Source organism: Ruegeria sp. R14_0, assembly GCF_017743975.1.
In the GTDB taxonomy this organism is placed as follows: domain Bacteria; phylum Pseudomonadota; class Alphaproteobacteria; order Rhodobacterales; family Rhodobacteraceae; genus Ruegeria.
The window spans coordinates 151,208-167,512 of record NZ_JAGHRC010000004.1; the positions used below are offsets into that span (position 1 = coordinate 151,208).

Annotated in this window: 11 protein-coding genes; 5 read left to right on the forward strand and 6 right to left on the reverse strand. The window is 58.3% G+C overall.

What is annotated here, in order from left to right; translation table 11 throughout:
* Positions 1 to 17 precede the first annotated feature (17 nt).
* The 4 genes from J7416_RS13060 (at position 18) to J7416_RS13075 (ending at position 5,777) form a co-directional block, all read left to right on the forward strand.
* Positions 18 to 1,199 (forward strand): acetyl-CoA C-acyltransferase, encoded by a 1,182-nt coding sequence (locus tag J7416_RS13060; RefSeq protein WP_209225225.1) that lies wholly within the window; start codon positions 18 to 20, stop codon positions 1,197 to 1,199.
* Positions 1,200 to 3,497 carry a 3-hydroxyacyl-CoA dehydrogenase/enoyl-CoA hydratase family protein gene (locus J7416_RS13065; protein WP_209225226.1) on the forward strand — a complete coding sequence of 766 codons (2,298 nt, stop codon included), beginning with the start codon at positions 1,200 to 1,202 and terminating at the stop codon, positions 3,495 to 3,497.
* Positions 3,498 to 3,508: 11 nt separating this feature from the next.
* A complete protein-coding gene (locus J7416_RS13070; protein ID WP_209225228.1) occupies positions 3,509 to 5,278 on the forward strand; it encodes an acyl-CoA dehydrogenase in 1,770 nt (589 codons plus the stop codon).
* 211 nt (positions 5,279 to 5,489) lie between these two features.
* Positions 5,490 to 5,777 (forward strand): hypothetical protein, encoded by a 288-nt coding sequence (locus tag J7416_RS13075; protein ID WP_209225230.1) that lies wholly within the window; start codon positions 5,490 to 5,492, stop codon positions 5,775 to 5,777.
* Between the two features lie 40 nt (positions 5,778 to 5,817).
* Here the strand turns inward: J7416_RS13075 and J7416_RS13080 are convergent, their stop codons facing one another.
* Together J7416_RS13080 and J7416_RS13085 are read right to left on the reverse strand one after the other, a co-directional pair.
* On the reverse strand, positions 5,818 to 7,752 hold the full coding sequence (locus tag J7416_RS13080) for a RiPP maturation radical SAM C-methyltransferase (RefSeq protein WP_209225231.1): 1,935 nt from the start codon (positions 7,750 to 7,752) through the stop codon (positions 5,818 to 5,820).
* Positions 7,753 to 7,758: 6 nt separating this feature from the next.
* Positions 7,759 to 8,040 carry a hypothetical protein gene (locus tag J7416_RS13085; protein ID WP_209225233.1) on the reverse strand — a complete coding sequence of 94 codons (282 nt, stop codon included), beginning with the start codon at positions 8,038 to 8,040 and terminating at the stop codon, positions 7,759 to 7,761.
* Between the two features lie 177 nt (positions 8,041 to 8,217).
* Here J7416_RS13085 and J7416_RS13090 point away from each other — a divergent pair, with 177 nt between their 5' ends.
* The gene (locus J7416_RS13090; RefSeq protein WP_209225235.1) at positions 8,218 to 11,109 is read left to right on the forward strand and encodes an adenylate/guanylate cyclase domain-containing protein; all 2,892 of its coding nucleotides are present in this window, start codon (positions 8,218 to 8,220) and stop codon (positions 11,107 to 11,109) included.
* A gap of 55 nt (positions 11,110 to 11,164) precedes the next feature.
* Here the strand turns inward: J7416_RS13090 and J7416_RS13095 are convergent, their stop codons facing one another.
* From J7416_RS13095 to J7416_RS13110, 4 genes are read right to left on the reverse strand one after another with little or no spacing between them, the layout of a single operon-like run.
* Positions 11,165 to 12,313 carry an acetyl-CoA acetyltransferase gene (locus J7416_RS13095; RefSeq protein ID WP_209225237.1) on the reverse strand — a complete coding sequence of 383 codons (1,149 nt, stop codon included), beginning with the start codon at positions 12,311 to 12,313 and terminating at the stop codon, positions 11,165 to 11,167.
* Positions 12,314 to 12,324: 11 nt separating this feature from the next.
* The gene (locus J7416_RS13100) at positions 12,325 to 12,738 is read right to left on the reverse strand and encodes an OB-fold domain-containing protein (protein WP_209225239.1); all 414 of its coding nucleotides are present in this window, start codon (positions 12,736 to 12,738) and stop codon (positions 12,325 to 12,327) included.
* Between the two features lie 16 nt (positions 12,739 to 12,754).
* Entirely contained in the window at positions 12,755 to 14,383 is a 1,629-nt protein-coding gene (locus J7416_RS13105; protein ID WP_209225241.1) for an acyl-CoA dehydrogenase family protein, read from the reverse strand.
* Positions 14,383 to 16,224, reverse strand: a complete 1,842-nt coding sequence (locus J7416_RS13110) for a feruloyl-CoA synthase (RefSeq protein WP_209225243.1) — start codon at positions 16,222 to 16,224, stop codon at positions 14,383 to 14,385. Before J7416_RS13110 ends, J7416_RS13105 begins: the two co-directional genes overlap by 1 nt.
* Between the last annotated feature and the right edge of the window lie 81 nt (positions 16,225 to 16,305).

The following is a 16,305-nucleotide window of genomic DNA, read 5'->3' on the forward strand; positions in this document are numbered from 1 at the left end:
CTTCAAGGATCACAATCATGCGTTCTGCAGTAATCGTTTCGACCGCCCGTTCCCCTATTGGCAAAGCTTTTCGCGGCGCCTTCAATGATACGCATCCCGCTGTCTACGGCGGCCATGCCGTAGCCGAAGCGGTCGAGCGGGCAGGGGTTGATCCCGCCGAGATTGAGGATGTGATCATCGGCAACGCCGTGCCCGAAGGCGCAAACGGCGGCAATCTGGGCCGCCAGGTTGCCATGCGCGCGGGTCTGCCCGTCACCGCGTCGGGTCAGACCATCAACCGGTTTTGTTCTTCGGGTCTTGAAGCTCTGACACGCGCCTGTTCGCGGGTCATGGTAGATGGCTGTAGCGTAGTTGTTGGCGGCGGTGCCGAAAGCATCTCGTTGGTGATGGGTCGTGACAACACGTACCGTCTGAAAGAAGACTGGATCGAGCAGAACATCCGCGGTTTCTACGACCCGATGATCAAGACCGCTGACACGGTAGCCGAACGTTATGGCATCAGCCGTGAGGCGCAGGATGCGTTTGCTCTGCAATCGCAGCAACGGACGGCTGCCGCGCAGGCCGCCGGAAAGTTCGACGATGAGATCGTTCCGATCACGGTCACGAAGGCGAACAAGAACAAGGAAACCGGCGAGATCACTTATGAAGAGGTCACGCTGACCCAAGACGAATGCAACCGTCCGTCCACCACGCTGGAAAGTCTGGCTGGACTGGCCCCGGTGATGGGTGACGAAAAATGGATCACCGCCGGTAACGCCTCGCAACTGTCCGACGGCGGCTCGGCTCAGGTTGTGATGGAAGAGAAGCTGGCCGAAAAACGGGGTCTCGAGCCTCTGGGCCGCTATGTCGGTTATGTCGTTGCCGGGTGTGAGCCCGATGAGATGGGCATTGGCCCGGTTTATGCGGTCCCGAAACTGCTGGAGCGCAATGGCCTGAAAATGGACGGTATCGGCCTGTGGGAACTGAACGAGGCATTCGCGTCGCAGGCGCTTTATTGTCGTGACAAGCTGGGCATCCCGAATGAGATCCTGAACGTCGATGGCGGCGCGATTTCTGTGGGTCACCCCTATGGCATGTCGGGCACCCGTATGGTCGGCCATGCTCTGATCGAAGGTAAGAAACGCGGTGCGAAATACATCGTTGCAACAATGTGCATCGGCGGTGGTATGGGCGCAGCTGGCCTGTTCGAGGTGCTGTAAATGGGCACCATCAACAAAGTCGCCGTCGTCGGCTCGGGTGTGATGGGGGCGGGCATTGCCGCCCATTTCGCCAACGCAGGTGCCGAGGTCGTCCTGCTGGACATCGTGCCCAAGGACGCCGAAGACCGTTCGATGCTGGCCAAGGGTGCCATCGCGCGCATGACCAAAGGCCGCGCGCCGCAACTGGCCGATCCGGCCTTTGCGTCTCGGTTGACGGCGGGCAATCTTGAGGATGATCTGGATCAGCTGCGCAATTGCGACTGGGTGGTCGAGGTCGTTCTGGAAGACCTTGCGATCAAGCATGCGCTTTATGCCAAGATCGCGCCCTACCTACGCGACGACGCGCTGCTCAGCTCGAACACCTCGACCATTCCGCTGGCCGATCTGGTTGGCCCGCTGGATGAGAACCTGCGCAAACGTTTCGTGATTGTGCATTTCTTCAACCCCCCGCGCTACATGCGCCTGATCGAGCTGGTCACCGGGCCGGATACCGATCTGGAGGCAGCCGAACGCGCCCGTGCCTTCAGCGACGAGCGTTTGGGCAAGACGGTTGTGCCATGTAACGACCGCCCCGGCTTCATCGCCAACCGTCTGGGCGGTCTGTGGATGAACGCCGCCGCGCGCGAGGCTGTGGCGCGTGGCATCACGGTTGAAGAAGCTGACACAGTGCTGGCCCGCCCCTTTGGCGTGCCCGGTACAGGTGTCTTTGCGCTGATGGACCTGATCGGGATCGACCTGATGGGAAAATCGCGCCTGTCGATGCGCAACCTGCTCGAGGCCGACGACCCGCAGCAGATCCATACCGACGGGCTGGAGCTGTTCGACAATATGGCCGCCAAGGGACTTACCGGTCGCAAGGCGGGCGCCGGCTTCTACAAGCGCAGCAAGGATGAGAACGGCAAGACCGTGGCGCAGGTGGTGGACCTGTCCTCGCTTGAGTACCGCACACAAGTCAAAGGGCCGGACCTGGCCAAGACGTTCGGCGTCGAATTCATCGATCTGGCGGGCGACCGTTTGGCCGACTATGCCTGGTCCGTGATGGGGCCGACCCTTTCCTACGCGGCCTATTGCGTGCCTGAGATTACCGCCAACCCGGCGGATATCGATGCAGCGATGGAGCTGGGATACAACTGGCGCATGGGTCCGTTCAAAATGATCGACAAGTTCGGCGCGGACAAGATCGTGGCCCGTTTGAAGGCCGAAGGTCAGGATGTTCCGCCACTGCTGGCTCTGGCTGCAGAACGCGGTGGGATCTATTCCGGCAATGGACTGGATCGTAAGGTTCTGCTGCCCTCGGGTGAACAGGCCGACGTGCCGCGCGGACCGGGTGTGATCTTTGCATCCGATCTGACAGATGCGCCTGTGTTCGAAACCGACGCAGTTGTTTTGCGCGATATGGGCGATGGTGTCGCTCTGCTGACAATTACGGTGCCGAATGCGGCTTTGGACGATCAGGTGATGACCAGTGTCAGCGAGGCGCTGGACGTTGTTGGCCGGGATTTTAAAGCGATGGTCATCGGCTCGGACGGAAACCACTTTTCGGTCGGTGCGAACCTGAAAAAGGCGCTGGACCGCGCCGATGCCGGTGAGCTGGATCTGGTCGAAGGGCAATTGGCCATCGGTCAGGCCACGATGCGCAAAATCAAATACGCGCCGTTCCCGGTTGTTTCGGCAGCGTGCGGTTTGGCCCTTGGTGGTGGCTGTGAAATCCTGATGCATTCGGATCGGGTTATGGTCGCGTTGGAAAGCAACATTGGTTTGGTCGAGGCCAATGTCGGCCTGCTGCCCGCTTGGGGTGGAACGACTGCTTTGCTGCTACGCAAGACGGCCGAGCTGGGCGATGCTGTCAAAGGAGCCGAGGCCGCGTTTGACGTGATTTCGGTGGCGCTGATGACCGGCTCTGCGCCGATGGCGCGGCATGCGGGCTATCTGCGCCCGACCGATGGCGTTGTCATGAACCGCGACCGCTTGTTGGCCGAGGCCAAGGCGGCGGCGCTGGCTTTGGCGGACGGTTATCAGGCACCGAAAAAGGCCGAGATCACGCTGGATGCCGCAGCCATCAAGGCTGCGCTGGAACCCAAGCTGGCCGCGTTGGCGGAGGCCATGCCCGACGCGCCCTACACGGTCGAGATCGCCCGTGAAACGGCGCAAGTCCTGGCCGGTGGCGACGGGGGCGTAATGGACGAAGTTGCGCTGCACAAGCTGGAAGCCGAAGGCATGATGCGTCTGATCCGTCAGGACAAGACGATCGAGCGGATGCGCCACACCATAAAAACTGGCAAGCCGCTGAAAAACTGAGGGAAATTGACATGGACTATCAACTCCCCCAGCGGGATATAACGTTTTTGCTGGATGAGGTCCTGGACCTCGACAAAACGTTGGCACTGCCGGGGTATGAGCATTGCGACAAGGATACATTTTTTGCGGTCGTTGACGCGATCAACGGTTTTGTGCGCGACAACCTTGCCACTTGTAACGAGGCGGGCGACAGCCCAGGCGCGCGGCTTGAGGGCGGTCAGGTCTATGCTGCCCCCGGCTTTGGCGAGGCCTACAAGGTGTTCTGTGAAGACGGTTGGAACGCGCTGGCTCTGGAAGAGGAATTTGGCGGCCAGCAATTGCCTTTTGTACTGCATGCGGCAATGCGCGAGGGTATGGCGGGTACCAATCTGGCCTTCGCTCTGATCCACGAGCTTAATTTCGGCGTCGTCGAGGCGCTTATGGCCTATGGCTCGGACGCACAGAAGGCGGTTTACTGCCCGCAACTGACTTCCGGGAACTGGGCCGGGACCATGAACCTGACCGAGCCGCATTGCGGCACCGATCTGGGTCTGATCCGCACCAAGGCCGTCCGCAATGATGACGGATCGTATGCCATCACCGGCAACAAGATCTTCATCACCTGGGGCGATCACGACATGTCGGAAAACGTCGCCCACCTGATCCTGGCTCGGGTCGAGGGTGCCCAGCCCGGCCCGCGTGGTCTGTCGCTGTTTCTGGCGCCGAAATACTTGCTGGACGCGGACAATAACACAACCGATCAGCGCAACACGATCACCATCGCCGGGATCGAGAACAAGATGGGTATCCACGGCTCACCCACCTGCGCCATCTCGTTCGAAGACACCAAAGCCTGGATCGTCGGTGAAGAGGGCAAAGGCCTGGCCGCGATGTTCGTCATGATGAACGCCGCGCGTCTGTCGGTTGGTCTGCAAGGGTTGGGCGTGGCCGAAGCGGCAGTTCAGACCGCGACGACCTACGCCCATGAACGCCTGCAAGGTCGCGGGGACGGAGAGCCGATGAATCCGAACGGACCGGCGGACCCTTTGATTGCCCATGCCGACGTGCGTCGTCGGCTGCTCACAGCGCAAGGTGAAATGGATGCCGCCCGCGCGCTGGCCTATTTTGGCGCTGGCTTGCTGGACGAGGCGCACCGCGCCGATACCGCTGATCAGCGTAAAGAGGCCGACGCGCGCGTATCGCTGCTGACGCCGGTTATCAAATCCTATCTGTCCGACATGGGATCGCGCATGGCGAACGAGGCTGTGCAGATGCATGGCGGCCATGGTTTCGTCAAGGATTATGGCGTTGAACAACTGGTGCGTGACGTTCGGATCACCGAGATTTACGAAGGCACAAACGCCGTTCAGGCCCGCGATCTGGTGATGCGCAAAGTGCGCGGCGACAACGGGGCGGTCATCAAAGGGTTTATCGCCGATATGCTGGACGAAGCGGGACGGCTGGACGCGGACCTTTCTGACATCGAGCAGAACCTGCGCGACGCTGCAACCCGTCTTGGACGCTCGACCGACTGGGTTTTAGGAACGCCTCAGGGCGATGTTCTGTCCGGCGCATGCGACTATCTGGAGATCGTGGCGCTGAGCCTTTCGGCCTGGATGTCCGCCCGGATTGCGCGGGTTGCCAAAGCGGCCGCCGGTGCGCAATCGGCTGACTACTACTCGGATCGCGTGGATGCTGCGCGGGCCTTTATGGCACGGGCCTTGCCGCGCGCCATAAGTCACGAACTGATCATGCAGGCCGGTGAACCCGGTGTTGTATCTCGGGCTGATCGCTGTCTGTAACCTCTCCTCCTTCTACACAGACAGCGGCACAGAAGGGCGTCCCGGAAACTGGGCGCCCTTTTTGCATTTTTTGATACAAATCAAATTTCGGAGCCAAGCCAGTTGCTAATATGAGTGAACGATAGCTCAATTAAAGCAAGCAGATGAAGACTCATATCCTTGTGCAGCCCATCACCACGGCCACACCGATCTGACCGTCGGCAACACTCTGGTGCTGGGTGGGCATCTGACGATTGGCTCGACCGAAGCGCAGTCCGACCAGCACTATCGCGATTTCGAAGAGCTATTCAATTTCGCCTACAACGCGCCGCCCTATCACGTGCCCATGGGTCGTGTCTGGAAGGGCACCGTGAAACAGGTGATCGACCAGGTGGGTGCCCTGAAAGAGAAAAACAACACCGAGGAATTCGTGGTTTGGCACCATGTCGGGTACTTCACCCAGGAAGAAGAGCTTGAGATGTTGGATAACTACGCCAAGGTCATCAAGGCGTTTTCGTGACCAAGTGCAGAGACAGGGGCCTTGGCCCCTTTCTCTTTTTTCAGCAAAACGCGTCGCTGCGCTGAACCGAGAACGCCAGTTCCGGGTGCGATCGGATCACACTCCATTCCGGCGCACGGGTAAATCCGGGAGTTCTGAGAACAAGGGACAGCACGGCATCCTCTTCGGAATACAGAAGGTTGAGGTGCAACAGGCGTTGAATTGCATCGCGAACGGCGTCCCGCCCAAAGGCGGGTTTCAACCGGTCCTCCAGTTGGGTGCGGCCTGCAATTGTTGGAGTTTGTTCGAGAACCGCGATTTCAACCGCCGAAAGCTCGTGCTTTAAGGGCTGATCCGGGTCGCGCGTATCCACCACGACGCCGCCGTCCAGATACAATTCAGCAGCGTTTACATCGTTTTGCCAGATCGCCAAAGCATCTAGGGTAGGTGCGGCGCGATCATGGGCCGCCGATTGATCCCCATCCACAATATCAAAGTGATAGGCGTATTGCGCGAGATCCTCGTTTGCCACGTCGAAGATATAGCCATAGGGTTTTGCCGGACGAACCTGAATACCATAGGCCTCGGGATAGTCGAAATAGGGGCTGAACCGATCCGCCCGCACCGGCCCGATCGACCCTGGGGCTTGCAGATGGTGCAACTGCGGTATCAGCTTCGCCATGTGATGAAAACCTTCAGGGTCTTCGCCGGGGAAACCATAGAGAAAACACCACTCGACGAACACACCCGCCTCAGCGCAAAGCTTCAGGGTTTGAATGTTCTGGATGCCGGAAACGCCCTTTCGCATGTGGGCGAGCGTTTTGGTGTCGAACGTTTCGATTCCGGGTTGAACCTTGCGAACGCCCCCATTGGCCAATGACGCGATCACTGTCGGTGACAGGTTGGATTTAACCTCGTAATGCATCAGAAACGGGCGTTCGTCCTGCGCAAGTTTGGGGATCAACGTTCTAAGGTATCGGTGGTCCAGGATGTTGTCGACGACGACCAGATCAGGGCCATAAAGGTCCGCCAATTCGCTGAATTCGGCAAAAGCTCGCTCGGGCGACTTGCTGCGATATGTCATCGACTGGCCATTCAGGCCACAGAAAGTGCAGTGATGCTTTGCCCCCCACCAACACCCGCGCGAGGTCTCGATCGTTGCCGATGGCGGGAACAAATCCAGCAAACCGGGAGTGTTATGAAAGCGATCAAAAAACGAGGAAAAGTCCGGCACCGGCAACGCATCCAGATCAGTAACCAACGGCGCTTTTGCATCCTCGAGTGATCGGGTTTTGTGCGTTTGGGTCAGAATGCCCGGTGTTTCGGGCAGATCATGGCGAGATTGCAATTTGCTCAGAAACTCGGGGAACGCGTCGTCCCCTTCGCCGATACAAACGGCGTCCAGTTCGGGATGCGCTTTCAGCAGGGTTTGCCCCAGCGGCCCTTCGCAATTTGCGCCGCCCATCACGATCACCACATCGTCCGACCTTTGCCGTAGGGCCTTGGCGATCGCCAATGACGACATAACCTGCTGGAAAGAAGAGGTAATGCCAACCACAGTGGGATTGTCCCGCAGGACGTCCTCGGCGCATTGGTCGACAAAGTCTTTGGTCGCTTTGCGGGCGGAAATGGCATCCTGCATTACGGTCAGCCATTCCACGCCAGACACGTGGTCCGCCAAAACCGTCGTCAGGTATTCAAAAGCAACGGCCTCATTGCGTGGGTAGATCAGGTCGCTGAACACCCACTCGCCCAGAAGGGCCTGATAGAACCTGCCATCGGACAGCAGCGAATACCTGTCCAGCCCGATTGCTTCGGCAAAGTCAAAGCTAAAAAACTTTTCGGTGGTCGACGCGCCCGCCCTTCGGGCCAGTTGCGCCAACAAGGCCAGCCCCAGCCCCGGATGTTGAAGCGATGAAAACGGCATGGAAACCAAGCACAGGCGGTGATGGTCTGCGCTTGGGTTCTTAGGCTGGCTTAACGCCGCTTCGCTCATTTCGCGTCAGGCGCAGCGAGGCCGGATTACGCCGTCCGAAGATTCTTCGTATGCTTTTCTGATATCATCCATCGCGGCCTGTATGTCGGAACCACCTTCAAGGACCTTGCCGATGGAACTCAATAGCTCGCGGGCGTTATCGTCGTCTTCGACAGAGACGCCCAGACGTTTAACAACTTCCTCGGGATCTTGGACAAAGGCTTGCCGGAAAGACTCATCCAGAACACCTCGCCCGATGATTGTCTGGACATCCTCAAGCGTCAGGCCGTGTTTATGCTTTTTGCTCACGATCATACCTCTTTAAAAATGTATCTTTAGGCGTAATTCATTTATGATGGCGTTTCAACGAATTTGACACGCTAAGTTTACTGGAAATTGGTTCGTCCCAACCTGCAACATGCTTTTACGGACTGGCAAAAATTACATTCAAACGGCATACTCATTTCGAAACGGGAACGCGAAAGTATGATAGGCAACGTTCAGATCGAACCGACAGAGCGCAAGATGTGCACTGTCATGTTCGTCGATATTGTCAAATCAACCATGATGATCGGCTCGCTGGATCCCGAAGATGCCATTGATCAGGTTGGGCCAGCGATCGAGTTGATCATGTCAACTTGCGAGAGTAATGGCGCGACAACGCTTTTTACCGGCGACGGTGCGCTGGCTGTGTTTGGATCGCCCCATGCGGACGAAGATCATGCGATCAAGGCAATCGCGAGCGCGCGCAAAATCATTCAGCGCCTTTCCGAGATGGACGGCAAACAACCCGACGTCCGAATTGGTTTGCATTGCGGCGAGCTGTTAGTCGGACATTTGCAGCACACGCTAGGAGAAGAACAGGCCTTTCTGGGTCCGGTGATGAATATCGCGGGTACCATTGAAAGCCGCGCCCGGCACAATGTCGTGACCGTGTCCGGCGCTGTGATCGAGCATGCGGGCGGGATATTCGAGCATGAGCGCGTCGGAGAGCTGGTGCTCGACAATCTGGCCGAGCCGATCGGGCTGTATGAAATTCAGGCGCGCAAGGATCAGGCTTCTCGTTGGCATTCCCGTGTGCGTCGGGGGCGATCTCCGTTTGTGGGCCGGGCCGGAGAGCTGGAGCAGCTGCTGAGCGCGTGGAACAGCGCGATAGGCGGGCAAGGCAACGCCGCGTTGTTGATCGGCACCGCCGGGATTGGCAAATCCAGATTGTTGCACGAGTTCGCCGACAAGATCCTTCTGGGCAGATATCAGGCGATCGAGTTCAACTGTATCTCGCTTGATCAGGATGCTGCGTATTTGCCGATCACGCGTGCAATCACATCGCATCTTCAGCATTCGGCTTCAGGATTGGATGTCTCGTTAGAAGCCCAACTGTCCGAACTGCTGGGCGACGCACCGGATTTGGATGATGCCACGCGTCACGCACTGTTTTCCTTGTTCACCGGCGTTCAGACCTCGGTAGAACCTTCCGCTGCTGATCCTATGCGCCGCAGAAGGCTACTGGTCGATGCTCTGGCGCGGATCATTCTGGCGTTGGATTCCGAAGACCCCTTGTTGTTGATCATCGAGGACCTGCACTGGGCAGACAAGGGCACACTGGATGTCGTGCACGCATTGCTTGATCAGGTTTCTTCAACGCGAACGCTGATCCTTCTGACCTCGCGGAACGCCGACTTTGTTTCGACCGACCCGAAGCCTTTGCTGGATGTCATCCACGTATCCCCGCTGGAAACTGCAGCATGCAGGGATCTGATCAGGTTGTTGCTGGACGATGCCAGCGTCAACAAGATGGTCGCGGCGTATATCGAAGACCTAAGTGATCGAACGCCACTTTTCGTCGAAGAGTTTGTCTACAATATCCGCGAACGTTTGCCCGAAGAGAACTATCTGCACAAACTGCCGGAAATACTGGATGACATCGACATTCCGGCCAGGGTTCAGCCTTTGATTGCTGCGCGTATCGACGCCTTGGAACCCGAAGATCGACGGGCGCTGCAAATCGTGGCTGTGGGTGGCCTGCAATGGAACCACCAGGTTCTGCTGCGCACTCTGAGCGGACAATTTCAAAATGCGCAGGAGCGGATCCAAAGCTTGATCGAGCAAGGGCTGCTGGAGTTTGCCACAGGTGATCGATCGCAGACGATCCGTTTCAGCCACGCCTTGATGCAAAAGGTCGGCTATCGCAGCATTCCCAGATTGCGCCGCACAAAACACCACCGCGCGATTTACGAGACCCTGTACGGCGGTGGATACACAGACAATCTGGATCTTATGCAGTCAGTTGCGCGGCACGCAGACGGGGGTGAGCTTTGGTTGGAAGCGGCGAAATCCTACAATCATTGCGGCCATCTTTCAGTCAAGTTGTTCTCGTTCGACGCGGCGGTGTCTTTCTTTGAGCATGCATTGCGCTGCATCGGCAAAATCCGCCACGAAACGGACGAACTCCACGTGGCCAGGCTGGGCTTGAGGTCCCGCCAGGGGCTGCGCGTTTCACTGGTGGCCAGTGGCGACTTTGAGCGCATCCTGACCATTTCACGCGAAGCTGAAGAGCTGTGTCAGAAGATCGGAGATACGGCTGCGCGCATTGCTTCTCAGATCGATCAGGGGATCATGATGACGGTCCTTTCGGACGTGCGAGAGGCCACGCGTGTCTCGCGGTTCGCGTTGGTCAATGCCGAGGCGTGCGGGGACACGATGTTGCAGGCCAAGGCCGCTTTTGCCCTGGCGCAAGCCGCCTGGTTCAACGGTGATTACGTCGGCGCGGCTTCGGCGATTGATCGTCATGTTGATCTGTTCGCGGAAACATTCCGAACCGAGGATATTGGGACGACCGGTTCGATCTCGGTTCTGGGGTTGGCGACACGAGCCAATGCACACAGCATGGCTGGGCGTTTTGAAGCTGCCGAAGACGATATCAGTACGTCGCTCGCGGTCGCCGAGGAAACAGGTAAGGCCTATGACTTGTGTTTTGCGCTGGTGGCTAAGGGTATCAAGTGCTGCGTGCAAAGCCGGCTGGACAGCGGTATCGCAGCGCTGCGAAGAGCGCTTCGCACTGCAGAGTATGCGGGACTGGACGTTCTGTGTTGTTTCGCTGCAGCGCCACTGGCCCGAATGTTGGCGCAAAAACACCAGTTCACTGAAGCAAGGACCATTTTGAACAAGGGTCTTTCCCTTGCTCAGCTGATGAAAATGGATGCGTTTGAGGCTTGGCTACTGACGGCCGAGGTGCAGGTTCTGCTGGAAGAAGGCCGCCGCCTAGAGGCCGAAGAGCTATCGGTTGACCTTTTGGACCTGTGCAGGCGCAACGGCTATTTCGGCTTTCGGGAAGAGCTCAAGGCGATCATGAAATCACCGAGCTATATTCGGCACTAAAGCACATTCATTCCAAATGTGTTTGAGGGGCAAGTGCCCCCCAACTTGATCTTTTTTACAGTGCAGCTTCGCTGCCCAGAACGGTTGTGAACTCGTTCGAGAACGTGCCGCCGTTGCCGTGGGCAATCGCGATATTCACGTCTTTGATCTGACGATCGCCGCCGTCGCCTCTGATTTGCGTTGCCGCTTCGATCAGACAGAACAGACCATACATACCGGGGTGTACACAGCTGAGGCCGCCGCCATTGGTGTTCACTGGCAGCGAGCCACCGGGCGCGATGTTGCCATCAGCAACAAAAGCACCGGCCTCACCCTTTTTCACAAAGCCCATGTCTTCGAGGAACAGCAGCGTGTTGATGGTGAAGGCGTCATACAGTTCGACCACGTCCACGTCCTTGGTGGTGACACCGGCCATCTCAAATGCGCGCTTCGAGCTTTCAGCGGCACAGGTGGTGGTCAGGGCAGGGGCCTGGCTGATTTCGCGATGGGAAATGGCGTTGCCGCCACCCAGGAAATATGCAGGCTTTTCCTGATAGTCCTTGGCGCGGTCTGCCGAGGTTACGATTATCGCCGCGCCACCATCCGACATCAGGCAGCAATCCAGAACCGCAAGCGGATCGGCAACCATGGGTGAGTTCAGATAGTCTTCCATCATCAGCTCATCCCGCATTGTCGCGTCGGGATTCAGCTGCGCCCATTTCCGGGCAGAGATGGCAACATGGCCAAAATGCTCTTTGGGCACGTTGAACTCGTGCATATAGCGCTGCGTGGTGAAGGCGTAGCCCGGGACCGGCACCATCGGCTCGTAAGCGCGTTCCCATTGCGGGGTTTCGATCAACCCATTGAGATCACGCGCAGATTTTGCGTTCGAGCCGTAACTGATCAGAACGTTCTTACACAGGCCCGCCTGAATCGCCATGGTCGCTTCGACCAGATAAGACATGAACGAAGACCCGCCCACCATGTCCGAGTTCGCCCAAGTCGGTTTGATGCCCAGATACTCGGCAATCGAGAGGGTCGGGAAGAAGTGATAGAACGTTCCACCGCAGACGCCGTCGATCTCGGACAGGTCCATGCCGGCATCGGCCAGCGCGTTTTGCGTGGCTTTTGCGATCAGTTCCATAGGTGAAGTGTTGGGCGTTTTGCCAAGCCCCCAATAGCCTTTGCCGACGATTGCGGATTTGCCGCGAAGTGCATGTGCCATGATTGAATTCCTTATTCCGCGGGCTTGAAGAGCACGGCAGCTTCGCCGGATTTTGCGTTGGGGCCGAAATCGGGGGTCATCACGACGGCCTGTACTTTCATGCCGATGGTTATCGCCTCGTTATCCACATCGATGATCCGGCTGAACATGCGCGGGCCTTCATCCAGATCAATAAGAACGTTGTTGATGTCGCCGCCGAATTTTGCCGGTCGCCGGATGATGGTCGAGGCATAGACAGTACCTTTGCCGCTGGCTTCAACCCATTCCAGATCGTCTGCGCCTGTGGTTGGAGACAGCGCGCGGGGGTAGAAGTTATATTCGCCCGTCGTTTTGGATCGCTGGATCAGGAACTTCCCGGCGGCCAGACCGGCGCGAAACGCCGCGTCGGCCTGAGGGCTGGCTTCGGGGAGGATAAAGTCGGTCATTTGTCGTCCTTGGTTTTCAGGCGGCAAAGATTGCCGCAGGATGTGTGGGTTCTGGATTGAGGATGCGTTGGCGCAGCAGTCCGGCCTCTGGCAGGATGCGCGATCGGACATGAGCAGCGGCCGCGCGCAGCAGTTCGGGCTCGGGCGCTGCATCCGCAGCAGCTTCCATGTCGGCCCAGACACGGCCGAAATAGACCAGCCCGGTCAGACGCATGTAGTCGGCGACCGAGGGGCCGATGTCCGTGGTGCTCTGCATGACCCGGGTAGCAGCCTTCCAGGCGTCAATCGCATCGGCCAGCTCCATCGAACTGGGCCCGTTTTCAACCAGGTCGGCGAAGGCGTCCGCCGCCGCGCCGCCATTGGCGCGGATCGCGCGGCGGGCAATTCCCGTCGCGAGAACCCCGTTCGTACCCTCATAAATCGCCATGATGCGGCTATCGCGCATGATCTGCTCAACACGGTATTCCTTGCAGAACCCGTAGCCGCCGTGGATTTGTACGGCCTGGCTTGAGGCGGCATTCACGGCGTCCGTGGCAAAGGCCTTGCAGGTGGGTGTCAAAATATCCAGCAAAGCCTGATCGGCCCCCAGATCCATATCGACGAACGTCCGGTAAACCATCGCCCGACAGCCCATTGCATAGGCATAGATATCCAGCAACATACGCTGCACGTCGCCATGTTCTGTGATCAGCGAGACACCTTTGGCCGTTGTGCCTTGCCGGCGACCTGTCGCATGCGTCCGGGCGCGCTGAAAGGCGACGTCCATCTGACCTACGGCCTGTAAGGCAACATCCAGCCGCTCGGCATTCATCATGGTGAACATTGCGGCAAGGCCTTTGCCTTCTTCGCCCAGCAACTCGCCCCGTGCGGCGTCAAACGCCATCTGGCAGGTTGGTGAGGCGTGCATGCCCATCTTCTCTTCGATACGTACCGTCTGGACCGTGTTGCGCGTCCCGTCTGGCAGGACAGCAGGGCAGGCAAAAAGACTGAGGCCCCGCATCCCCGGAGCCGCATCAGGTGCGCGCGCCAGAACCAGATGCAGGATGTTATCGGTATAGTCGTGATCGCCGCCGGAGATGAAGATCTTGGTGCCGCTCAGGGCATACCCGTTGTCGTCCGGTGTGGCGGTTGTTTTGATCCGACCCAGATCCGACCCCGCATCCGGTTCGGTCAGGCACATGGTCGCCATCCACTCGCCCGACACCAACGGCGGCAGCAATCGCGCCTTTTGGTCGTCGTTGCCCGACGCGCTGATGGTCCGGATACAACCCTGCGCCAAACTCAAAACCATTTCGTACGAGATACAAGCGCCCGCCAACATGTCCGCCAGAACCGCGCCCAGAATATGGGGCAGCTCTTGCCCGCCATAGGGTTCAGGCGCACACAGTCCTGGCCATCCTGCCTCGGAATAACGCTGATACGCGGCCACCATTTCAGGCGGCATACGAACCCGGCCGTTTTCCAATCGCGCGCCCTGATCCTCGCCGATCATGTCCAATGGCGCGATCTCGGTGTTGATAAAGCGGGCAAGGGCGGGGATCACGACCTCGGCCAGATCATCGTTCCAGTCGGGCAGGCGGTCGGGGCGTCCGATATGCTTCAGGACAAACGCAATCTCGGCCTCGGAGGCGGTATAGTCGATCATCAGGATGCCTTTCCGGACAGAATGACGTCTTCGGTCCCGGCATAAAGCCGGAGGACCGCGTCAACCCGCAGCTCTAACGCAAGGCGTTGGTTGATATAGCCTTTATCGGTGATTTCGTTTTTTTCGATCGATGGGGCGTCGCGTTCTATGCAAACACGTTTCACGCGCGTGGCGCTGCCGGTCTGTTTTGCGTTATAGGAGGCCAGCTTGTCGGCGATAAACGCCCGTACGGCGGGATCATCTGCATAGCCTTCCAGCGTGTCCTCTCGCCCGGTCAGCGCATTACACTCTTCAGCATTCAGAAACAGCAATGCGCCAATCTCGGTCCGGTCGTGGCCAGTGATGACCGCATCCGAGGCGATCGGGCTGAGGGCCTGCAGCAAGTTTACGCGCAGGTTACCCACAGCCACCCAGGTTCCTGTCATCAGTTTGAAATTCTCGGAAATCCGCCCGTCGAACACGATACCTTTGGACGGGTCATCCGGGTCTTGCAGCCGCCCGGCATCGCCGGTCAGGAAGTAGCCCTCTTCATCAAAAGCCTCGGCCGTTTTCTCGGGGTTGTTCAGGTAACCTGTTGTGACATGAAGCCCCCGGACACGCATTTCCAGCTTGCCGCCATTGGGCAGAAATTTGATCTCGGACCCCGGTCCTGGCACGCCGATCACACCAGCTTTGTTGATGGGGAAATGGACACACGTGGCCATCATCGCCTCGGTCAGACCCCAGGCGCTGACAAACGGGATTTTCTCGCCACGTTCCTGGAGGCCCAGTTGTTCCAGGCCTTCCCAAAGATGGTCCGGCAGTCCGGCACCCGAGAAAAAGATCAGGTCCAGTCGTTTGAAGAACGCGCTGCGCAGGGCCGGATCGTCGCGCAGGGCGGGCAGCAACATATCAAAGCCGCGCGGCACGTTGAAAAACAAAGACGGTGACACCTCGCGCACGTTGCGGATCGTCTTTTCGATCTCGCCCGGGACAGGTTTGCCGTCGTCGATGTAGAAACTGCCGCCGTTGCGCAGCATCATGTTGAAATTGAAGTTGCCACCGAACGTGTGGTTCCACGGCAGCCAGTCCACGATGACCGGTGGGGCGCTTTCCAGAAATGGCCAGGTTTTCACAACGGCCTCTTGCGTGGCCAGCATCATAGCCTGCGTAACGATGACCCCTTTGGGCATCCCAGTAGATCCCGAGGTGAACAGGATCTTGGCGATCGTGTCGTTGTTGACGGTGGCCCTTGCCTGATCCATGGCGTCGTCCGCCTTGGTTTGCACGGCCTGATCAAAAGTTTGCGCACCTGTGTCTGACAGCAGCTCGATGTTTTCTGAGGCCAGATAGTCAAAGGCCCGCTCATAGCCCACGGCATCATCGGCATAGGCCATCCCGGGGTTGGTCGTCTTGACGATATGGCGCAGCTTGGCCAGCGACTCGTCAAACAGCGAATAGGGGACGGAAACCGGCACCACCGGTATCCCGACATGCATGGCCGCGAGCATCAGCAGCCCGTGCCTTACCGAATTACCGGACAAAATCAGCAGGGGGCGGTCTTTGCTCAAGCCTTTGCTCAGGAAAAAGGCGGCCAATGCTTTGGTCTGTGCAAGGGTTTCAGAGTAGGTCACGCCGACCCAGCGATCGTCAGGTTTGCGTTCCGACAAAAATATTCGGTCCGGCGCGTTCACAGCCCAGCGGTCCAAATACTCGGACAAACAATCCACATTCATGTCCAGCGGATAGGAACTGCGCAAAACGAATGCGCCGTCACCCAGATCTTCGCGAAGCACACTGGCTGGCGCGAACTTTGGCGGGCGCGACAAGGCCGGTTCGCTTGGCTGGGCTGAAATGCTCATTTTCCTCTCCCTGTCATCTGGCCGGTTTATCTGCGGCACGATGCGAATTGCAAAATCAGGCTACCCAATTAATTGTTAGCG